22 protein-coding genes are annotated in these 20375 nt (G+C 44.3%); 21 read left to right on the forward strand and 1 reads right to left on the reverse strand.

The genetic code is table 11. From position 1 onward, the window contains the following. The first annotated feature begins 36 nt into the window (after window positions 1–36). From CVD23_RS15715 to CVD23_RS15760, 10 genes are all read left to right on the forward strand, one after another. Window positions 37–942 (forward strand): hypothetical protein, encoded by a 906-nt coding sequence (locus tag CVD23_RS15715; RefSeq protein ID WP_101666519.1) that lies wholly within the window; start codon window positions 37–39, stop codon window positions 940–942. Between the two features lie 69 nt (window positions 943–1011). Further along, on the forward strand, window positions 1012–2280 hold the full coding sequence (locus CVD23_RS15720) for a tetratricopeptide repeat protein (protein WP_101666520.1): 1269 nt from the start codon (window positions 1012–1014) through the stop codon (window positions 2278–2280). A gap of 43 nt (window positions 2281–2323) precedes the next feature. Continuing rightward, complete coding sequence (locus CVD23_RS15725; protein ID WP_101575812.1) at window positions 2324–2866, forward strand: ReoY family proteolytic degradation factor; 543 nt, start codon at window positions 2324–2326, stop codon at window positions 2864–2866. A gap of 125 nt (window positions 2867–2991) precedes the next feature. Further along, window positions 2992–3456 (forward strand): YpiF family protein, encoded by a 465-nt coding sequence (locus CVD23_RS15730; RefSeq protein ID WP_101578804.1) that lies wholly within the window; start codon window positions 2992–2994, stop codon window positions 3454–3456. 149 nt (window positions 3457–3605) lie between these two features. Then, window positions 3606–4109: a ubiquinol-cytochrome c reductase iron-sulfur subunit gene (locus CVD23_RS15735; RefSeq protein WP_142382806.1), complete on the forward strand. Its 504-nt coding sequence runs from the start codon at window positions 3606–3608 to the stop codon at window positions 4107–4109. Window positions 4110–4112: 3 nt separating this feature from the next. After that, the gene (gene qcrB, locus CVD23_RS15740) at window positions 4113–4787 is read left to right on the forward strand and encodes a menaquinol-cytochrome c reductase cytochrome b subunit (RefSeq protein ID WP_101578803.1); all 675 of its coding nucleotides are present in this window, start codon (window positions 4113–4115) and stop codon (window positions 4785–4787) included. 59 nt (window positions 4788–4846) lie between these two features. After that, entirely contained in the window at window positions 4847–5617 is a 771-nt protein-coding gene (locus CVD23_RS15745; RefSeq protein ID WP_101666521.1) for a menaquinol-cytochrome c reductase cytochrome b/c subunit, read from the forward strand. Window positions 5618–5763: 146 nt separating this feature from the next. After that, entirely contained in the window at window positions 5764–6360 is a 597-nt protein-coding gene (locus tag CVD23_RS15750) for a DUF1405 domain-containing protein (protein ID WP_101666522.1), read from the forward strand. A gap of 78 nt (window positions 6361–6438) precedes the next feature. Next, a complete protein-coding gene (gene ypjB / locus CVD23_RS15755) occupies window positions 6439–7236 on the forward strand; it encodes a sporulation protein YpjB (RefSeq protein ID WP_101578800.1) in 798 nt (265 codons plus the stop codon). 63 nt (window positions 7237–7299) lie between these two features. Continuing rightward, window positions 7300–7974, forward strand: coding sequence for a zinc metallopeptidase (locus CVD23_RS15760; protein WP_101578799.1), 675 nt, complete (start codon window positions 7300–7302; stop codon window positions 7972–7974). Window positions 7975–8084: 110 nt separating this feature from the next. Here the strand turns inward: CVD23_RS15760 and CVD23_RS15765 are convergent, their stop codons facing one another. Next, window positions 8085–8957 carry a YitT family protein gene (locus CVD23_RS15765; RefSeq protein WP_101578798.1) on the reverse strand — a complete coding sequence of 291 codons (873 nt, stop codon included), beginning with the start codon at window positions 8955–8957 and terminating at the stop codon, window positions 8085–8087. A gap of 202 nt (window positions 8958–9159) precedes the next feature. Here CVD23_RS15765 and CVD23_RS15770 point away from each other — a divergent pair, with 202 nt between their 5' ends. From CVD23_RS15770 to dinG, 11 genes are all read left to right on the forward strand, one after another. After that, window positions 9160–9507, forward strand: a complete 348-nt coding sequence (locus CVD23_RS15770) for a nucleotide pyrophosphohydrolase (RefSeq protein WP_101578797.1) — start codon at window positions 9160–9162, stop codon at window positions 9505–9507. Between the two features lie 2 nt (window positions 9508–9509). After that, window positions 9510–10310 (forward strand): 4-hydroxy-tetrahydrodipicolinate reductase, encoded by an 801-nt coding sequence (dapB, locus tag CVD23_RS15775; protein ID WP_101666523.1) that lies wholly within the window; start codon window positions 9510–9512, stop codon window positions 10308–10310. A 15-nt stretch (window positions 10311–10325) separates the two neighbouring features. Further along, window positions 10326–10730 carry a methylglyoxal synthase gene (gene mgsA / locus CVD23_RS15780; RefSeq protein WP_101578795.1) on the forward strand — a complete coding sequence of 135 codons (405 nt, stop codon included), beginning with the start codon at window positions 10326–10328 and terminating at the stop codon, window positions 10728–10730. Further along, window positions 10731–11453: a bacillithiol biosynthesis deacetylase BshB1 gene (bshB1, locus tag CVD23_RS15785; protein ID WP_180955683.1), complete on the forward strand. Its 723-nt coding sequence runs from the start codon at window positions 10731–10733 to the stop codon at window positions 11451–11453. It abuts the gene before it with no gap. Then, a complete protein-coding gene (gene bshA, locus CVD23_RS15790; protein ID WP_101578794.1) occupies window positions 11450–12577 on the forward strand; it encodes an N-acetyl-alpha-D-glucosaminyl L-malate synthase BshA in 1128 nt (375 codons plus the stop codon). Before bshB1 ends, bshA begins: the two co-directional genes overlap by 4 nt. Window positions 12578–12589: 12 nt before the next feature. Further along, on the forward strand, window positions 12590–13789 hold the full coding sequence (locus tag CVD23_RS15795; protein ID WP_101666524.1) for a CCA tRNA nucleotidyltransferase: 1200 nt from the start codon (window positions 12590–12592) through the stop codon (window positions 13787–13789). Then, on the forward strand, window positions 13774–14757 hold the full coding sequence (locus CVD23_RS15800; protein ID WP_101578792.1) for a biotin--[acetyl-CoA-carboxylase] ligase: 984 nt from the start codon (window positions 13774–13776) through the stop codon (window positions 14755–14757). The genes CVD23_RS15795 and CVD23_RS15800 overlap by 16 nt, the downstream gene beginning before the upstream one ends. Before the next feature lie 255 nt (window positions 14758–15012). Then, window positions 15013–15849, forward strand: coding sequence for a 3-methyl-2-oxobutanoate hydroxymethyltransferase (gene panB / locus CVD23_RS15805; protein ID WP_101666525.1), 837 nt, complete (start codon window positions 15013–15015; stop codon window positions 15847–15849). Continuing rightward, window positions 15846–16694, forward strand: a complete 849-nt coding sequence (panC, locus tag CVD23_RS15810; RefSeq protein ID WP_101666526.1) for a pantoate--beta-alanine ligase — start codon at window positions 15846–15848, stop codon at window positions 16692–16694. Before panB ends, panC begins: the two co-directional genes overlap by 4 nt. Window positions 16695–16845: 151 nt before the next feature. Then, window positions 16846–17229, forward strand: coding sequence for an aspartate 1-decarboxylase (gene panD / locus CVD23_RS15815; RefSeq protein WP_101666527.1), 384 nt, complete (start codon window positions 16846–16848; stop codon window positions 17227–17229). Window positions 17230–17358: 129 nt separating this feature from the next. Then, on the forward strand, window positions 17359–20163 hold the full coding sequence (gene dinG, locus CVD23_RS15820) for an ATP-dependent DNA helicase DinG (RefSeq protein WP_101666528.1): 2805 nt from the start codon (window positions 17359–17361) through the stop codon (window positions 20161–20163). Window positions 20164–20375: the final 212 nt, after the last annotated feature.

Consider the following 20375-nt stretch of genomic DNA (forward strand, 5'->3'; position numbering starts at 1 on the left):
ACATAGCTTGTCTTAAGACCTGAAAGAGGTGGTTTTATGGCGAGCTATTTGATTGAAAATGCCAATATTTTAAAGGAAAAGTATTTAGACAAAGCGTCATTGCTGATTAAAAATAATCGGATTGTATCAGTGAGTAAATCCTGTCGCAAATTAACGGTTATGAAGATGGATGCCAACAAGTTTATCATGACACCCTCACACATCATTTATGACAGCGGTCTGCCGTTATCACAGCCTTTTCAGGATATGAAGAACTATTTTACTGCCAATTACTTGCTTAAGGGCTGCACGGCACTGATGACAGCTGCAACAGTCAGATATGAGAACGAACTGGCTGCTTGCTTGAAAAACTTGCGGACGAGCCTGCTCAGCAGCCCGGTTGATATGATTGTCGCTGTTAAAATTCCGCCGGAATTACTTACGCCGACATTTATCCGTAAATGCAAAAAAGAAAGGATTCCAGCCATTTTTGTTGAAATCAATAGGGAAAAAGATATATCATTGCTGCCATGGGGTTGGATCAGGGAGGCGATGTTTCCTTACAACAGTCCGCTCATCCCTGTTTTCAGCGAAGAGGCTCCGCGAAAAAGAAACCGCCTTAAAGACACATGGAAACAGGTCATGCTCGAGGAGAAAATCCCTGCGATTGATGAAGAGATAAGCGTTAATGAGCCGATTAGCCAGCATGTCCTGGCGAAGATTGGCATTTATCCGCTTAAATCGTATTTAAATGCCGGGGGAGAGTTAAGCTATAATTTGTATTGGAAGAGCAGGGAAATCCAGAATATTGAAGAATCTTCGCTCTACCATCATCATAATCATAGATTGGCGGTGACTGTCCATAGAGGGACAGTGATCCGGGCGGGGGCGGACGTTTTGTTTCGTCCCGGATTTGGAGAACATGTAACTATCAAAACACCGTCATTCTTTGCAGCCCCATGACCATTTACATCATGCTGCCCAGTCTGGTAAGCATGCAATTTATATCCGGTTTAGGAAAGGATTTTGTTTATGGATATCATCGAAAAAATTCTCGCTCTTTTAGAAAAAGGCCAGCAACAGGAAGCGCTCATTGAATATAAAAAGATTTTAAACAGCGGCAGTGCCGAGGAAAAATTCTCGCTCGCAGAAGAACTTTTCCAATTCGGTTTTATAGACGAAGCAAAGGCATTGTATGAAAATCTACTTCAAGCATATCCCGATGAAGGGGAGCTGCTTGTCCTCCTGGCTGAAACATGCATTGAGCTGGGCGATGAAGATCAGGCAATGCTGGCACTGGAAAAAGTCACCCCGGCTGATTCCAGCTATCCGCAAGCATTATTGCTGTTGGCAGATTTATACCAGATCAATGGATTGTACGAAGTTAGCGAGCAAAAGCTAAAGAGCGCAAAACAGCTGCTTTCTGATGAAGTGGTCATTGATTTTGCGATGGGAGAATTATATGCAGAGCAAGGCAAAGTAACGGAGGCTATCCGCGCTTATCAGGCCGTTCTTTTGCAGGAAACGGAAATTGCCGGGGTCATCATCCACCAGCGGATCGCCGATATACTTAGTTCTTCCGGCTCTTTTGAAGAGGCGTTGCCGCACTATGAACAGGCATTGAATGAAAAGCTCGAAATAAACACTTTATTTGGCTATGCGTTCACGGCTCTGCAGGCCGGCTTTAACAGAACGGCGATTGAAAAGTTCAATGAAATCAAAAGTCTCGACCCTGATTACCATTCTTTATACCTTCCTTTAGCGAAAGCGTACGAACGCGAAGAACAATTGTTGCAATCGTTTGAAACCGTTAAAGAGGGAATCAGGCAGGATGAGTTTAATAAAGATTTATTTTTTTACGGCGGAAAAATCGCTTTAAAGCTTGCTGAAGAGGATGAGGCAGAACGGCTGTTCAGGGAAGCACTCGCTCTCGACCCGGCCTTTACCGAAGCTGCCCTGACTTTGAATAAGCTGTTTATCAAGCAGGAACGCTATGAAAACGTCATTGATTTGATCAAGGAACTGGATATTCAGGAGGAAGAGGAGCCCCAATTAATCTGGGATGAGGCGCTCGCTTTGCAGAACCTTGAAAAATATTCACATGCATTAAACAAATATGAGCATGCATATACTTTTTTTAAGAATGATCACGAATTTTTAAATGATTATGGATATTTTCTTATAGAAGAAGGAAAAAACGCCAAAGCTGCCGAAATTTTTATTAAGCTGCTAAAAGGTGATCCAAGCAACGAAGACTATCAGCAAATGATCGAACGGCTCACTGATGAGTTGCCTAAATAGGGATCTTGAAAAATTGGCTTTAAATGCAGAGGAGGGATTCAAAATGACGGCCCCTGTTTCTGTCAACGAGAAGAAGGACTTCATTCGCTGGTTTTTAAACCACTATCAGTTGAAACGGAGAGAATGTGTCTGGATTCTGAATTACTTAATGAGCCATGATCAGTTAATGGAGAGGGTCCATTTCGTCGAACAGGCTCAGTTTTGCCCGCGCGGACTGGTGATGTCAACCCACTGTGTGGATGAAGTCCCGTTTCGGTTTTATAAAGAAAATATTATGACGACCGATGCGGAAAAATCTTTTCATGATATCCGTTTAAACAGAGATGAAGAGATTTATATCCAACTGAATTTTCATGCTTCGAACCAGGCGCACCAGTATGCGGCAGTGCTGGAAGAAAACCCTTACATGCCGAAGAAACTGCAAATCAGCGAAAAAGACAGGCTGATTGCAGAACGCTTCCTTTCTGAAAGTCTGCAGCGTTTCCAGGAGGAAAAGCTGTTAAAGCTCATTGACGAAGCTCTTGACCGAAGAGATAAAGAGACCTTTAAGGCATTGGCCGAGAAGCTCAATGCCATCAAAAAATAACATTAGCAGAGGCTTGCTGTTAACAGCAGGCTTTTTATTTTGCAATAATGACTTGAAGATCATTGGAGGTTGTCCAAGCCAGATGGTATGATAAAAGAGTAAACCTACTGATTGGAGTGTTTAGTTTGAAATGGAGTCCGCAGGATATTGATATGTATTTAAACGCAAAAGAGTACGTAGATACGGCTGTATTGCCGTTGCTGCCCGTATCATTTGATGAAGACATGAAGCAGGCAGCAGCGATGACAGAATTTATTACATTACTGGCGGTTCAAATTGAAAGGCAGTTCAAAGGGCGCCTCATCCTCCTCCCGGGGTTCGCTTATTTGAAAAGCTCAGAAGAAAGCCGCTTGCTCGCAAATATAAAAGAATGGGAACGGGAACTGAAAGCGAAAGGGTTTCCGCATATTATTTATGTTACATCAGACAGTGCCTGGAAAAGTCGCGAAAACGAAATGGAAGGTTCGTTAATTTGGCTGCCTACCCTTCCGCTTGAGCACATGGATGAATCTAATAAAATAACGATTATTGAGGACCAGGTCAAACAACTATTGCAGCTATTCATCCAAAAATGGCGGGAAAATAGTTAACTGCGATATAAGTCACACACTTGCCATCTTTTCGTAATAGTATTATATTGACCTAACTTTAAGATTGATATATCATGGTTATGTCCTAGTTTTATAATGTGTCTAAATATGTCCGCTGGACTTAACTTTTTCATAGAGGGGGGAAAAGCATGAGTAAGCACCAAGTTTCAAGACGTCAATTCCTGAGCTATACACTTACAGGTGTAGGCGGTTTCATGGCGGCAGGTATGTTAATGCCGATGGTACGCTTTGCAATAGACCCGGTACTAAAAGCGGGTGCAGGCGGAGATTTCATTCCAACAAAACAAAAAGTAGATGATTTAACAACTGAACCGGTTCGCGTCGATTTCCAATACACACAGAAAGATGCCTGGTATGAGTCTGAAGTGACGAATACTGCCTGGGTTTATCTGGATGAAGCGGGAGAGATCGTTGCCCTTTCACCTGTCTGTAAGCATTTAGGCTGTGTTGTTGACTGGAACACGGATGAAGCGAATCCAAACAAATTTTTCTGTCCATGCCATTACGGATTGTATACAAAGGATGGAATGAACGTAGCGGGTACTCCGCCGCTCGGACCGCTTGATCTATACGATTACAAGGTTAAGGACGGCTATTTGCATATCGGCCAAATTAAACCATGGGAGGCGTAATAATTGCTTAATAAAATTTATGATTGGGTCGATGAGCGTTTGGATATTACGCCGTTGTGGCGCGATATTGCCGACCACGAAGTACCGGAGCACGTCAACCCGGCACACCATTTTTCTGCGTTCGTGTATTGCTTTGGCGGTCTGACGTTTTTCATCACCGTGATCCAAATCCTTTCAGGTATGTTTTTAACCATGTATTATGTTCCTGATATTGAAAATGCTTGGAAGTCCGTTTACTATCTCCAAAATGAAGTGGCATTCGGCCAGATTGTCCGCGGGATGCACCATTGGGGCGCAAGTCTGGTTATTGTCATGATGTTTTTACATACGCTGCGCGTCTTCTTTCAGGGAGCCTATAAAAAACCGCGCGAACTGAACTGGGTTGTCGGAGTTCTAATTTTCTTCGTTATGCTCGGTTTAGGTTTTACAGGGTACTTGCTGCCTTGGGATATGAAAGCTTTATTTGCGACAAAGGTAGGTTTGCAGATTGCTGAATCAACTCCGTTAATCGGAACTTACGTTAAAGCTCTGCTTTCCGGGGATTCATCAATTGTCGGTGCGCAAACATTAACGCGTTTCTTTGCGATCCATGTCTTCTTCTTGCCTGGTGCATTGCTCGGCTTAATGGGTGCCCACTTCCTGATGATCCGCAAACAAGGTATTTCAGGGCCGTTGTAAACCGAACGAACTGTTTTTTAAATTGATTAACTTATGAATAAAAGGAGGGGGATTGCTCGATGCATCGTGGAAAAGGGATGAAATTCGTAGGTGACTCAAGGGTTCCTGCTGACAATCGCAAACCGAATATTCCGAAAGATTACTCGGAATACCCGGGGAAAACAGAAGCGTTTTGGCCTAACTTTTTATTAAGGGAATGGCTCGTCGGTGCCGTTTTCCTGATTGGCTATTTATGCTTGACTGCCGCTCACCAGTCTCCGCTTGAGAGAATGGCAGACCCGACCGATACAGCCTATATTCCGCTGCCGGACTGGTATTTCTTGTTTTTATACCAATTGCTGAAATACCGATTTGCTTCTGGACCGTATAACGCGATTGGTGCATTTATCATTCCAGGTCTGGCATTCGGCGCTTTAATGCTTGCGCCATTCATTGACCGCGGACCTGAGCGCCGCCCGTCAAAACGCCCGATTGCAACCGGCTTTATGCTTCTTGCTGTGGCAGCTGTTATCTTCTTGACATGGCAGTCTGCCAGTACTACAGACTGGAAAGCAAGAGCGAAAATGGGTGAAATCGTCGCGGAAGCTGATATCGATACTAAAGACCCGGGTTACGGAGTTTATGAAACGCAAGGCTGTATAAATTGCCACGGCGCTGAACTTACCGGTGGCGCAGGGGCACCGCCTTTAATTGATACAGGCTTAGCCCCTGAAGAAATTGCCGACATTGCCAAAAATGGTACAGGTAATATGCCAGCGGGCATGTTTAAAGGAACAGACGAAGAGCTGCAGCAGCTTTCTGAGTTTATTTCTAAGCTTGAAAGTAAATAATATGTTGAAAAGCTGGCGTAAACCTTGCGCCAGCTTTTTTAACGAACAGCGATGACTCTAGTAAAAGATTCCTTGCAGTTGTTTTTTCTTATAAACTATAGTTGGCAAAATGATGATGAAAGATTAGTTGAAAAGAGGAAAAAATAATGAAAATGATTTATCCTGTCCTTGCCAGCCGGGCGTTTCTATGGATGCTTCTAATCATAAATATTGCCGGAACGATTTACGGGTATGTCTGGTATCAATGGCAATTAGCGGACACACCACCGATTTTTCTGCCGTTTGTCCCCGACAGCCCGACAGCCAGCTTATTTTTTGTATTTGTGCTCATCGCTTTTTTGTTAAAAAAGAATTGGGGATTGCTTGAAGCGCTCGCGATCGTTACATTATTTAAGTACGGCATCTGGGCAGTCGTGATGAATTTGCTTGTCTACGTTGTAAACGGGCAAATCGATTTGGTCAGCCTAATGCTGATTTTTTCGCACCTTGGCATGGCGGTACAGGGACTGCTGTATGCCCCTTTTTACCGAATTAAACTATGGCATTTTGTCGTTACGGCGATCTGGGTTCTTCACAATGAAATCATCGATTATGTCTTTCTAATGATGCCCCGCTATCAGACATTAAATTTGTACATACAGGAAATCGGTTATTTTACTTTTTGGCTCAGTATTTTTTCACTGGCGATAGCGTATATTCTTTGTTTAAGGAAAGATCGCTTTATACTGAAAATAAAAACATAGAGGCGCTCCTCAGGTTTCTGGTCTAACCTTGTCCATCCCTTCATACATTTTAATAGTAATTTGGAGGGGGGGACAACCATGAGAGCAAAATTTGTCATATTATTTTTGGCTGTTTTATTGCTTGCGCCGATCTCTACAGTATATTCGGAACAACCGTCGCCTTTAGATAAGCTGGATTTGTTATCTGATCAAGCATTGCAGATGATTAAATTGCAGAGATATGATGATGCAGGAAAATTGCTTGAATATTTTTCAGAGGAATTTCTCGCCTTTACCACTTCAGAGCGGATTTTCTCGATGGATGAACTAAGAATTATCACTGTCGCTCACGATGAAGCGGTCGAGGCTGCGGGAAACGGACAATTGAACCCTGAAGAAAGGTTAAACAGGGTAACAAAGTTTCGTCTTGTCGTTGACGCTGTCACATCCACCCATCAACCCCTGTGGACAGAGATGGAAGACCCGATTATGACGGTATTTCACGATGTGAAGGAAGCCGCCGGCAACGGTGATAACGAGAAGTTCCACCTGACTCTTAACTCTTTCTTATCCCTTTATGAGGTCATTTACCCGAGTATCAAGCTTGATGTTTCCCGGGAACGGGTGCAAAAATTGAATACCCGCGTCCAATACATTGACCACAACCGGCCTCAACTGCTGTCGGGAACGTCCAGCCAGGAGGAGCTAAATGCCCTGCAAACGGATTTAGAGAGCCTTTTTGATGAAATGACTGAGGATGATGCAGACCCATCGTTATGGTGGGTAATCATTTCTACAGGAAGCATCATAATTATCACATTATCTTACGTAGGCTGGAGAAAATATATGGGTGGCCAAAAACCTGAGAGAAACCGGTCAAGAGATCATAAAAATTGACACCTCTTTCAGGGATTTATACAATAAAGATAAAAGCATCACGAGCTGAAATGGAGGTATAATATGTTTTTAATCTATTTTGCGATTATTATTTTGATACCGCTCTGGGCCCAATTCAGGGTAAAGGGAACGTACAAAAAATACTCTAAAGTACCTTCTTCCTCACAAATGGTAGGAGCCGAAGTGGCGAGAAGAATTCTTGATGCGAACGGATTATATAATGTCGGGGTTGAGGAAACAAGGGGTTATTTAAGTGACCACTACGATCCACGCTCCAAGACCGTAAGACTGTCTTCGGCCAACTATCACGGCCATTCTGTTGCTGCTTCTGCGATCGCAGCCCATGAAGTTGGACATGCAATTCAAGACGCACAGGAATATGCCTTTCTCCGTTTTCGCCATGCATTAGTGCCAGTAGCAAGCCTTGGTTCCAATTTTTCATGGATCCTGGTTATGATCGGGATTATTGCCGGGCTAGCTGATTTGCTTCTTTTGGGGATTGTTTTTATGGCTGCAGCGGTCGTTTTCCAGCTCGTAACACTGCCAGTTGAATTCAATGCTTCAAGCAGGGCGATGGACGAAATAGTTTCGCACGGGATTATCCGCAATGATGAAGAACGTGAGACAAAGAGAGTCCTGAATGCTGCTGCGTTAACGTATGTTGCCGCCGCTGCTGTAGCCGTGATGGAACTTGCCCGCTTGGTACTGATTTACACAGGAATGGCAAGAAACGAATAAAAAACCAGCCCTAAATACGGCTGGTTTTTTTATGAGGCTAAAATGAAAACATATCATTACTTCTCAAAAGTGGATAATCGATAATAAAGCGTTATTTGTAAGAAACTCACTTACCGCTCAAGTGGCTTCTTATTTTCGTCGAGAGTAAAGCCTTCACCGAGAACATCGTGGACGACACTGACAGATACAAATGCATGCGGATCAACGGAGGTAATCACACTTTTCAGCCTGACGATTTCGTTTCTGGCGACCACACAATAAAGCACATCCCTGTCTTTTTTCGAAAATGGGCCATGCCCCCGTAAAATGGTAACACCCCGATCCATTTCCTTCATAATCCGCGCGGAAATTTGCTCATTAAAGTCGGAGATGATCATTGCCCCTCTGGCTGCATAGGCGCCTTCCTGCATAAAATCAATCACTCGTGCCCCGACAAACACAGCGACAAGCGTATACATCGCTTCCTGGTACGTTAAATAGAAGATGAGCGAGAGCGTGATCACCGCTACATCAAATATGAACATTGTTCGTCCCATGCTCCAGCCCACATATTTTTGAACAAGTCTGGCAATGATGTCGACGCCGCCGGTTGTTCCCCCGTAGCGGAAAATGATGCCGAGCCCGACGCCGATAAAAACACCGGCAAACAAAGCGGCTAACGTCAGGTCATCATTAAGCGGCATCTCAATTTGATAACGCTGAAAAATCCACAAAAAAACCGAAACTGCGATTGTCCCAATCACCGTATACAAAAAGACATTGCGGCCGAGCAGCTTCCAGCCAATTATAAAGAGTGGAATGTTGAGAATTAAGTTTGTATAGGAAGGATCCCAATTGAAGAGAAAGAACAGCAGTAAAGTAATTCCGGTAAAGCCGCCCTCGGAAAGGTTATTTTGCATATTAAAATGGACGATTCCAAACGCAAAGATAGCTGCACCAACCAAAATAAATAAGATATTTTTCAATTTAAGGCCGAAAAACATCGTCATTCCCCCTGTTTCATAAATACCGCTTTTAATTATATATAAGTACTATCATAAGAGCAATCGTTGCCCGACACCTTTACCTTCTCCTACAGAAAAACAATCAATTATATTTGTAAATAACCGCAGATTTAGCTAACATGAAAAGATGAAGGCAATGATACATATCGATAATTAGATTTTGGACAAATCGGGGTGAATGATGAGTACGAAGAAATCGTTACAGGACATTCAAGGTGAAGTCGACGGATACATAAGCCAGTTTAAAGAAGGCTACTTCAGTCCGCTTGCTTTAATGGCACGAATGACTGAAGAGCTCGGGGAATTGGCCCGGGAAGTTAACCACTATTACGGAGAAAAGCCGAAAAAAGCAACAGAAAAGGAACAAACCATTGAGGAAGAACTTGGGGATATGTTGTTTGTTCTCATTTGTTTTGCCAATTCGTTAAATATCGATTTGGAAACAGCGCACAACACCGTGATGAATAAATTCAATACAAGGGACAAAGACCGATGGACAAGGCTTGAACAAACAGATGAGGAGAATTGACAATGGAGCAAGTAAGAATCGTTATTGCTGGCCCACGCGGCAGAATGGGCAGGGAAGCTGTACATATGGTAATGAATACCGAGCGCTACACGCTGGCCGCTGTGTTAGACCATAAGTATGAAGGGATCATGCTGAGTGAGCTTGAAGGTTTTCAAGGCTATCAGGTGCCGGTTTATAGTGAAATAGAGAAATGTCTTTCGGAAGCAAACACGGATGTATTAATTGATCTTACGACACCTGAAGTGGGGATGTACCATACAAAAACGGCTTTACAACACGGTGTCCGCCCGGTTGTCGGAACGACTGGTTTTTCAAAGGAAAACCTCGCAGAATTAGCGGCTATCTGTGAAGAAAAGGAGCTAGGCTGCATCATTGCTCCGAATTTCGCTGTCGGGGCCATTTTAATGATGAAATTTTCACAAATGGCAGCGAAATTTTTTAAGGATGTTGAAATTTTGGAGCTGCACCATGATCAGAAGCTTGATGCGCCGTCAGGGACCGCTGTAAAAACAGCCGAACTGATTGCGGAAGTACGGGAGACTAAGAAGCAGGGCCACCCTAACGAGAAAGAAACAATCCACGGAGCCAGAGGCGCCGACTATGAGGGGATGCATATTCATTCCGTCCGCCTGCCAGGCTTAATTGCCCACCAGCAGGTGATGTTCGGGGCAGACGGGCAGACGTTAACGATCAGGCATGATTCTTACAACAGAGCTTCGTTTATGTCCGGTGTCAAGCTGGCTGTAGATACAATTGTCAACATTGACTCGTTTGTATACGGCCTTGAAAACATTATTGAATAGACGGGGAGTGTTAAGGTGAATATTGCATTAATAGCCCATGATAAGAAAAAAGATGACCTTGTTGGGTTTGTGACCGCATATAAAGTGATTTTTTCGAAGCACAAACTGTTTGCAACCGGTACGACTGGCCTGCGAATTATCGAAGCAACAGGCCTTGAAATTACAAGATGCAAATCGGGGCCTCTCGGCGGCGACCAGGAGATTGGCGCGATGATTGCGAATAATAAAATGGATATCGTCTTCTTTTTCCGCGACCCGCTGACAGCCCAGCCCCACGAACCGGATGTGACGGCATTAGTCCGGTTATGCGATGTGTACTCGGTTCCGCTGGCGACGAATATGGGAACAGCTGAGGTTCTGATAAAAGGGTTGGAACGCGGCGACATCCAGTGGCGTGAGATTGTAAAAGAAACGCGGTGAATGGAATTGTCATTATTTGATATAGATATACTGGCATTTGGTGCCCATGCCGATGATGTTGAAATCGGCATGGGTGGAATAATAGCAAAATATGCTGCGGAAGGAAGAAGAATTGCTATTTGTGACCTGACGGAAGCAGAGCTGTCCTCAAATGGAACAGTCGAAACACGCAAACAGGAAGCAAACATGGCCGCAGGTATATTGGGCGTGTCAACCAGGGAAACATTAGCATTCCCTGACCGGGGACTCCTTTTTTCGAATGAATACATAAAGAAGATCGTTGAAGTGATTCGCGCACATAAACCGCGCATTGTTTTTGCACCGTATTTTAAAGACCGCCACCCCGACCACGGGCATTGTGCCCGTTTAGTTGATGAAGCCGTTTTTTCGGCAGGGATAAAAAAGTATAAAACAGCGGGTGATTTGCCGCCCCATAAACCGGGCGAAGTTTACTATTACATGATCAATGGCTTCCATCAACCCGATTTTACAGTTGATACATCCCTCTATATGGAACAAAAAATACAAGCACTGAAAGCATATGAAAGCCAATTTTTTCTTCAGCGCGGCGGGGTTGAGACACCGCTCGTAACCGGCTATATTGAAACAGTTGAAGCGCGCGACCGGTTGTTTGGCAAAGAAGTTGGTGTGCAATACGCAGAGGGATTTAAAGTGAGAAGGCCACTACTAATCAATCATGATTTATTAGGGGATTTCCAATGACAAACTTAAAAATCGGCATCACCTGCTACCCGACAGTCGGCGGCTCCGGCGTCGTGGCGACCGAACTCGGCAAGCTCCTTGCAGAAAGAGGGCATGAGATCCACTTTATTTCTTCGAGCATGCCCTTCAGGCTTAAGAAAATGTACCACAACATTTATTACCATCAAGTCGAGGTCAGCCAGTATTCAGTTTTTCAATACCCGCCATACGATATCGCATTGGCCAGTAAAATGGCCGAAGTCGTCAACCGGGAAAATCTTGATATCCTGCACGTGCATTATGCGATTCCGCATGCGGTCTGTGCAATCCTCGCTAAGCAAATGACGAATAAGCAGGTGAAAATTGTCACCACCCTGCACGGAACCGATATTACAGTTCTTGGTTATGATCCGTCACTTGCTGGCGCCATCAAATTTGGGATAGAAAAGTCAGATGCGGTCACGGCTGTTTCCAATGCCCTAATCGAGCAGACTGATGAAGTGATCCAACCGGATAAACCTATCAAGGCAGTCTATAACTTTATCGACAGCCGTGTGTATAAGAAAATGGATGCAGGCCATCTCCGCCACGAGTACGGTATTAGAGACGATGAACAGGTGATTATCCATGTCTCCAATTTCCGACCGGTCAAGCGGGTCCATGATGTCGTCGAAACATTTAAGAATATTGCCGAACAAATTTCGGCTAAACTCCTTCTTGTCGGCGATGGCCCCGAGATAACCAGGATTTGCCAAATGGTTCACGATCTTGGCCTGCGCGACAAGGTTCTGTTCTTAGGGAAGCAGGATAATTTGGAAGAGCTGTATTCGATCAGTGATCTCATGCTATTATTATCGGAAAAAGAAAGCTTTGGGCTCGTAGCATTGGAAGCGATGGCTTGCGGCGTTCCCTGTATCGGTACAAATATCGGCGGAATCCCGGAAGTGATCAGCGATGGGGAAACGGGGTTTGTATGCGAATTGGGGAATATCAAGGAAATTACCGCAAAAGCTCTCGAACTCTTGACAAATCCAGGCTTGCATGAAAATTTTTCGGCAAAATCAGTTGAGCGAGTTAAACACCAGTTTGGCGCGGATTTGATCGTATCGCAATATGAGAACTTATATTTAGAGCTGTTAAACTGAAGGGGATCCTATATGATACAACCATTTGCGAAAGCCAAACAGCTGCTTTTAACAATTGAAAATGCAGGGTATGAGGCCTATTTTGTAGGTGGCTCTGTCCGTGATTTCCTGCTCGGGCGCCCGATTGAGGATGTTGACATTGCCACATCAGCGACCCCGGAAGAGATCAAAACGATCTTTCCTCGTACAGCCGATGTTGGGATCGAACACGGGACTGTGCTTGTTTTCTTCAATGGAGATTCTTATGAGATTACCACCTTTCGGGCCGAGGCCGAATATCGTGATTTTCGCCGGCCTTCTCACGTCGATTACATACGTTCTTTAAAAGAAGATCTCCAGCGCCGTGACTTTACGATGAACGCAATCGCGATGGATCGGCACGGAAAATTGATCGATCCATTTGATGGCAGATCGGCAATTAACCGAAAAAGAATCGAAACGGTCGGGAACGCCAGTGAAAGATTCTCCGAGGATGCCTTGCGGATGATGAGGGCGGTCAGATTCGTCAGCCAGCTTTCTTTTACATTGGCACCGGCAACACAAGAAGCTTTGCATATATATGGCCATTTGCTCGAAAAAATTGCCACCGAACGAAAGACAGCAGAATTTGAAAAGCTGATTGCCGGACTAAATCGCCAGGAGGCAATCAGCCTAATCATTGATTCAGGGCTGTATCGATTTCTGCCGGGGCTGTCAGGATGCAAAAAAGCGCTTGAGAAAATGAATGAATATGACTATAGCAGCCTGTCTGGAAATGAACTATGGTGCCTGCTTCTGTACTGTTGCGACATTTCAGCAGAGGAGATTGATCCGTTTTTGAGAAAGTGGAAACTGCCTGTCAAAAAAATCAAGGAAATTGAGAAAATTTATCGCTTTCTCAAGTTTCGGCTCGAGCAGGAGTGGACTAGCTTGGCAGCTTATCAAGCCGGGATCGCTGTGATCATCTCAGCTGAAAGAATCTGGCTCACTTTAAAAGGAGTGCAAGATGATTCCAGGCTTGCACAACTGCGTTTGGAATATGAAAGGCTGCCAATTAAAAGCCGGACTGACATAAAAGCATCTGGCAATGATTTAATCGAATGGACAGGGAAACCAGGCGGCCCATGGGTGAAGGAAATATTCACAAAAATTGAAGCAGCAATCGTGGCCGGGGATCTTCATAACGATCAGGAAAATCTTAGAGAGTGGGTGGGCAAATGCAGTCGGAACTGAGAAAACAACTGCTTGATGCCTTTACAAATGCCGGCGGGGAATACTTATCAGGCCAGTCTTTAGCTGACTTGATTGGCTGTTCGCGCACGGCCGTGTGGAAGCATATTGAGGAGCTCAGAAAAGATGGATTCGAGCTCGAAGCGGTCCGAAGAAAAGGCTACCGCATTATGAAAACGCCGGAAAAGGTTTCAGCGGATGAAGTAAGACTGGGCTTAAAGACCGCTTTTGCCGGCCAAAATATTCATTACGAGGAAACGGTACAATCGACGCAAAAAATTGCCCACAGCCTTGCATTTGACGGGGCTGAAGAAGGAACTGTCATCCTGGCCGAGGAGCAGCTTTCCGGCAGGGGGAGACTTGACCGGAAATGGTATTCTCCAAAATACACGGGTATATGGATGAGCGTTATTCTGCGCCCGAACATCCTGCCTTCGAAAGCTCCGCAGCTCACGCTGTTAACAGCGGTTGCTGTCGTTCAGGCAATTGAAGAAATGACCGGCTTATCCCCGCAAATTAAGTGGCCGAACGACATTTTAATAAATGGCAGGAAGGTGACCGGCATTTTAACCGAGCTGCAAGCTGATGCAGACCGGATTATCTCGATCATTATCGGGATTGGCATTAATGTAAACCAGCAGGAACAAGACTATCCCGAGGATATCCGGACAATCGCTACCTCGCTTTCGATTGAAAAAGGAGACAAGCTTTCTAGAGCTGCTCTGATCAGGATGGTTTTGACCAGGCTGGAAAAACTCTATCTTCTCTATTTGGAAAAAGGCTTTTACCCAATTAAGCTGCTCTGGGAAGGTTATGCCATCAGCATTGGCAAAGAAATTACTGCCCGGACGCTTACAGGCAATATTTCCGGACGCGCTTTAGGGATTACCGATGAAGGTGTTCTGATGATTGAAGACAGCGCCGGAAAAGTGCATCATATCTATTCAGCGGATATTGAGCTGGCTGAATAAAGACATATAGATATTTTTTTTCGCCAGATTGGCATAAATTTGCTATAATCGAGTTGGGCAGTATCATATTGAACTGCACCTGTTTACCGCAAGCAACTTTAATTTTATATCTGCCTAGATCCGACGAGCGGACCGGGACAGAGGGATGAAACGATTATGAAAGCGCCCAAAGAATCCTTCTGACGTAAAGCAGGATTCTTTTTTGCTTCCAAATAGAGTGTTTTATCTCCTCTTTCCAAACAAGGAGGAATGAAGATGAAGCAGACGACAGATTTTTTAAAAATGAAACGGGCAGGCGAGAAAATTGCGATGCTGACGGCCTACGATTTTCCTTCTGCAAAACACGCAGAGAAGGCCGGAGTCGACCTTATTCTCGTCGGTGATTCACTCGGGATGGTCGTACTCGGCTACGACTCAACGGTACCGGTAACGATGGATGATATGATCCATCATGCCAAGGCTGTAAAAAGAGGAGCGAACGACACCTTTATTACGGTTGACCTGCCATTTATGAGCTACCATTTATCCACTAAAGATACGCTGATAAATGGCGCGAGAATTGTTCAGGAAACAGGCGCAAATGCGGTTAAGCTCGAAGGTGCCGGCGATGTTATTGAAAAAATAGCTGCACTTACTGCTGCGGGTATACCGGTTATGGCTCATCTCGGTCTTACTCCGCAGACGGTGGGAGTCCTCGGCGGTTATAAAGTGCAGGGGAAAAACGCAGCGGCAGCAAGGCAGCTGATCGAGGATGCCTTGCGGTGCCAGGAAGCCGGGGCTTTTGCACTTGTTCTTGAATGCGTCCCAAAACAGCTTGGTGAAGAAGTTTCTGCAGCACTGGAGATTCCGACGATCGGAATCGGTGCCGGTGTCCATTGTGATGGCCAGGTTTTAGTTTATCATGACCTTTTAAGCTACGGTGTCGACCGCGTTGCCAAGTTTGTCAAAAAATATGCCAATGTTGATGAAGAGATCGAAGATGGCATCGAAGCATATGTGTCAGATGTCAAAGCAGGCTTTTTTCCTGAAGAACAGCACAGCTTTACGATGAAAGAGGAAGAACTAAAGAGCCTGTATGGAGGAAAAGAATGAAAGTCATTACAGCCATTTCAAATATGCAAAAACAGATGCTGACCGACAAGGCGCAGTGCAAGTCGATCGGCTTTGTGCCAACAATGGGATTTTTGCATGACGGACATGCTTCCTTGCTTAGAAAAGCCAGGGCCGAGAATGACCTTGTCGTTTTAAGTATTTTTGTGAACCCGCTCCAGTTCGGCCCAAACGAAGACCTTGACGCCTATCCCCGCGATTTCGAAAGGGATAATCAGCTCGCCGAACAATTAGGAACAGATTACATTTTTGCACCAAGTGCTGATGAGATGTATCCCGGGCCTCCTTCGGTTGTAGTCAAGACAACAGCCCGTACAGAGGTGCTGTGCGGCAAATCGCGGCCAGGCCATTTTGATGGTGTGGCAACGGTGTTAACCAAATTATTCAACATTGTCAGGCCGGACAGGGTTTATTTTGGGATGAAGGACGCCCAGCAGGTAGCGGTGGTCGAAGGACTGCTCGCTGATTTTCATTTTCCGATCGAGCTTGTTGCCGGTGAAACGGTTCGTGAACCGGACGGGCTGGCGAAAAGCTCAAGGAACGTCTACCTGCTTCCAAATGAAAGAAGTGAGGCCGCCTTTATCTATAAGGCGCTGAGACTCGCCGAACAGATGGCGGCTGCCGGGGAAAAAAGCGCTGCCAAGATTCAGGCGGCTGTAGAAACCGTCATACGGGAGAACACGACCGGTCAAATTGATTACCTCGAAATCCTAACCTATCCCGACTTGGAGCAAGTCGGAGAGTTAAAGGGGAAAATCATTGTTGCGGCTGCTGTGAGATTCCAGAAAGCCCGGTTGATCGACAATATCATTTTAACAATAGAGTAATTTCACAATGTATTAAGCTACACCGAAAAACGAATTAAATCGTCTTAATAAATCAGCATTAAACGAATAATCTGTGTTAATTTTTTGTTCGTTTTGCAAGTAAAGAGATGATTTATTAAATAAAGTAACTTGACCATGAGGAGGAGAAGACATGTTTCGCACCATGATGAATGGGAAAATCCATCGGGCCACTGTGACGGAGGCCAATTTGAACTATGTCGGCAGCATTACGATTGATGAGGATATAATCGATGCGGTCGGGATGCTTCCAAATGAAAAAGTGCAAATCGTCAACAACAATAACGGAGCCCGCTTTGAAACGTATATTATTCCCGGCCAGAGGGGATCAAAGGTCATTTGTGTGAATGGTGCAGCGGCCCGCCTCGTTCAGGAAGGTGACACAGTCATTATCATTTCATATGCATTAATTTCCGAGGAAAAAGTAAACACCCATCAGCCAAAAGTTGCGATTATGGGTGAGGGTAATGCAATAAAAGAATTGCTTCATGCTGAACCGGAAATGACGTTTCTTTAAGTCCCGCCATGCGGGGCTTTTTGTATGAACGAAATATACGGTCTCCATATTTGGATCCCTGCATCAGCGCTTGCGCTGTTCTTTGCTTTTGTGATACCGTTTGATTGACGAATGTTTGAGGTGTAAGAAATGAGCAATAAATTTGTGGTCATTGACCTGGAAACAACCGGTAACACTCCAAAAAAAGGGGCTAAAATCATTCAATTTGCGGCTGTTGTCATCGAGGGAGATACAATTGTCGAACAATATTCTTCTTTTATCAATCCGGAGCAGCCAATTCCACCTTTTATCGAAGAATTGACAGGCATTGATGATCATATCGTAAAGGATGCGCCGTTGTTTGCAGAAATTGCTCCAAGGGTGTTGTCTTTGCTTGATGACGCATATTTTGTGGCGCATAATGTTCACTTCGATTTATCTTTTCTGCAAGAGGAATTAATCGAGGCGGGCTATCATGGCTTTTACGGCCCGGTCGTTGATACGGTGGAATTGTCAAGAATCCTTTTTCCTGCCGCGGACAGCTATAAATTATCAGAGCTATCTTCGCGTTTTTTCTTTAGCCATGATCGGCCTCATCAGGCGGACAGTGATGCGTATGTTACGGCGGAGCTTCTTTTGCTGCTTTTAAATAGGCTCGAATCGATTCCGACCAGAACATTAAAACAATTATCAAGGCTCGCGCCAGGCTTGAAAAGCGACATACATATATTGATGGATGAGCTAATCCGCGAAAAAGAAAAATCAATCGAGATTTTGCCTGATTTCATTGACATCTATAGGGGAATCGCCTTGAAACGACCCGATAAGAAAGCAAAAGACAGACCCGGGCTGATCGAAATCCGTTTTCCTTATAGTGATGAAGAGAAGGAGAATCTGATGAAAGGCGCTTTTCCTAATTACGAGAAAAGAACCGGGCAATTTAAAATGATGGATCTCGTATACCAATCATTTGCCGATGGACACCACTCGATGATTGAAGCGGGGACAGGCGTAGGAAAGTCGCTGGGTTATTTAATTCCTGCTGCGTTCTTTTCCATTCAGACTGCGAAAGCGGTTATTGTCAGCACCTATACAACCTTGCTGCAGGAGCAGCTTTTAACAAAAGATATCCCGCTGTTGAACCAAATGCTGCCCTTCCCGGTGAAAACGGTTTTACTAAAGGGCAGAAACCATTTCATCAGCCTGGCTAAATTCGAACAATCTTTAAAAGAAGAAGACGACAACTATGATACAACATTGACAAAAATGCAAATCCTGATATGGCTTCTCGAAACCGAGACTGGCGATGTCGATGAATTAAACCTCTCAAGCGGTGGCAGGCTTTACTGGCATAAAATTAAAAATGACAGCAGTGTGTTTCTGCATGATAAAGCTTGGCGGCATTATGATTTTTACCTGAACGCCCGGAAAAATGCTCAGGTCGCAGATATTGTTATTACCAACCATTCCTTGCTGCTTTCGGATCTAACTTCAGATCATTCTCTGCTTCCCGACTATGATTATGCGATCCTTGATGAGGCCCATCACTTCGAAAAAGCGGCCGGCAAATACTTTGGCTTTTCAATCGATTATTTATCGATCAGGCTGTTGCTCGGCCAGCTTGGATTGTATGAACAAAAACAGCTGTTTTTTAAACTTGAGAAATTACTGAACGAAATCGACCGGTATGATCAATTGGAGCATACGTTTGAAATTAATGCGTTGATCGGCGATCTTCAACTGGAGATGGATGAGTTTTTTAAAACAATCAGTTTGTTCGCCAATGAAAAACTGAAAGATCACCAGAGTGCTTATAAACGAATCCAATATCGGTTAACCGGACAGGAAACAGGTAAAACATGGAAAGTACTCGTTGCAATGGCGGAGCGTTTTTCTTTTCAAATTCATGATCTGGTCAAGCTGTTGGAAAAACGGCTTGATTTTATATTGAAAGCAGACCACGAACTATCAAATGAGGACAAAGCTTTTTTGGATGAACTGGCTTCTTTACTTGGAGATTTCCGTGAAGTGAGAGAGAATGTCAAAAGCCTGTTTTTGCATAGGCAGAACCGATATGTCACATGGATTGAAGTCGATTTGCGGGCCGCACAAAACGCCACCGCTGTCTACGGGCAACCTGTTGATATTTCTAATTATTTACAGGAATATTATTTCTCCGTTAAAAAAAGTGCTGTGCTAACGTCGGCGACCCTGACAGTAAAGCAATCCTTCGATTATATGATGAAGGAGCTTGGCCTGTATGGAACAAATTGCCGCAAGGAAGTGATTTCCTCACCGTTTCAATATAAGGAAAAGGTGAAAATGTTCGTCCCGAACGATTTACCGGAAATAAATGCTGTATCAATCGATGATTATACCGCGGCAATTAGTGAGCATATTATTTCAATTGCCGAAGCGACGAAAGGGCGCATGCTCATTCTGTTTACATCTTATGAAATGTTAAAGAAAACATATGAGCTATTGAAGGAAAGCGGTTTTCTCGAAGATTTTGCCTTAATTGCGCAGGGAATTTCCGGAGGAAGCCGGACAAGGTTAACGAGAAGCTTTCAACGCTTCGACAAATCGATTCTCTTTGGCACAAGCAGCTTTTGGGAGGGAATCGATATCCCCGGGGAGGATTTATCATGTCTTGTGATTGTCAGGCTGCCGTTCTCTCCGCCGGATGAACCGGTCACAGAAGCGAAATGTGAAATAATTGAAGAGAAGAACGGGAATCCATTTTATGATTATTCATTGCCAGAGGCTGTACTCCGCTTTAAGCAGGGGGTTGGACGCCTGATCAGGACAGAGAATGATCGCGGACTTATCGTTGTTTTTGACAGGAGAATTATTTCAACTAAATATGGAAAAGCATTTTTGCAGTCTATTCCAGCGATACCATTGCAAAAAGTCAATATCGACGAAATTGTCGAGCAAATTTATGATTGGCTGTAATTAACTAAAGGATTCTGGCCGCCCGATAAAAAGCAGCGCTATTATTTGCAGCCTATCACCGCTGTGAACTAGAAAGAATTTTGCTTGAAAATGTTATCCTAAACGGTTGACACCTGATATAATGAGTGTTAATCATAAAACGATGTGTCATTATATTATCGGTCCAGCTCCGAACCATATAAATAACAATAATCACCTGAAAAGGAGGAGAA

Origin of the sequence: Bacillus sp. V33-4 (assembly GCF_002860225.1) — a bacterium.
In the GTDB taxonomy this organism is placed as follows: domain Bacteria; phylum Bacillota; class Bacilli; order Bacillales; family Cytobacillaceae; genus Bacillus_BJ; species Bacillus_BJ canaveralius.

Excerpts from the sequence above, each read along its gene's own strand:
- CVD23_RS15715 (WP_101666519.1), top strand. The coding sequence starts at position 37 with ATGGCGAGCTATTTGATTGAAAATGCCAATATTTTAAAGGAAAAGTAT.
- CVD23_RS15720 (WP_101666520.1), top strand. The coding sequence starts at position 1,012 with ATGGATATCATCGAAAAAATTCTCGCTCTTTTAGAAAAAGGCCAGCAA.
- CVD23_RS15725 (WP_101575812.1), top strand. The coding sequence starts at position 2,324 with ATGACGGCCCCTGTTTCTGTCAACGAGAAGAAGGACTTCATTCGCTGG.
- CVD23_RS15735 (WP_142382806.1), top strand. The coding sequence starts at position 3,606 with ATGAGTAAGCACCAAGTTTCAAGACGTCAATTCCTGAGCTATACACTT.
- CVD23_RS15745 (WP_101666521.1), top strand. The coding sequence starts at position 4,847 with ATGCATCGTGGAAAAGGGATGAAATTCGTAGGTGACTCAAGGGTTCCT.
- CVD23_RS15750 (WP_101666522.1), top strand. The coding sequence starts at position 5,764 with ATGAAAATGATTTATCCTGTCCTTGCCAGCCGGGCGTTTCTATGGATG.
- ypjB (WP_101578800.1), top strand. The coding sequence starts at position 6,439 with ATGAGAGCAAAATTTGTCATATTATTTTTGGCTGTTTTATTGCTTGCG.
- CVD23_RS15760 (WP_101578799.1), top strand. The coding sequence starts at position 7,300 with ATGTTTTTAATCTATTTTGCGATTATTATTTTGATACCGCTCTGGGCC.
- CVD23_RS15765 (WP_101578798.1), bottom strand. The coding sequence starts at position 8,957 with ATGTTTTTCGGCCTTAAATTGAAAAATATCTTATTTATTTTGGTTGGT.
- CVD23_RS15770 (WP_101578797.1), top strand. The coding sequence starts at position 9,160 with ATGAGTACGAAGAAATCGTTACAGGACATTCAAGGTGAAGTCGACGGA.
- dapB (WP_101666523.1), top strand. The coding sequence starts at position 9,510 with ATGGAGCAAGTAAGAATCGTTATTGCTGGCCCACGCGGCAGAATGGGC.
- bshB1 (WP_180955683.1), top strand. The coding sequence starts at position 10,731 with ATGGAATTGTCATTATTTGATATAGATATACTGGCATTTGGTGCCCAT.
- bshA (WP_101578794.1), top strand. The coding sequence starts at position 11,450 with ATGACAAACTTAAAAATCGGCATCACCTGCTACCCGACAGTCGGCGGC.
- CVD23_RS15795 (WP_101666524.1), top strand. The coding sequence starts at position 12,590 with ATGATACAACCATTTGCGAAAGCCAAACAGCTGCTTTTAACAATTGAA.
- CVD23_RS15800 (WP_101578792.1), top strand. The coding sequence starts at position 13,774 with ATGCAGTCGGAACTGAGAAAACAACTGCTTGATGCCTTTACAAATGCC.
- panB (WP_101666525.1), top strand. The coding sequence starts at position 15,013 with ATGAAGCAGACGACAGATTTTTTAAAAATGAAACGGGCAGGCGAGAAA.
- panC (WP_101666526.1), top strand. The coding sequence starts at position 15,846 with ATGAAAGTCATTACAGCCATTTCAAATATGCAAAAACAGATGCTGACC.
- panD (WP_101666527.1), top strand. The coding sequence starts at position 16,846 with ATGTTTCGCACCATGATGAATGGGAAAATCCATCGGGCCACTGTGACG.
- dinG (WP_101666528.1), top strand. The coding sequence starts at position 17,359 with ATGAGCAATAAATTTGTGGTCATTGACCTGGAAACAACCGGTAACACT.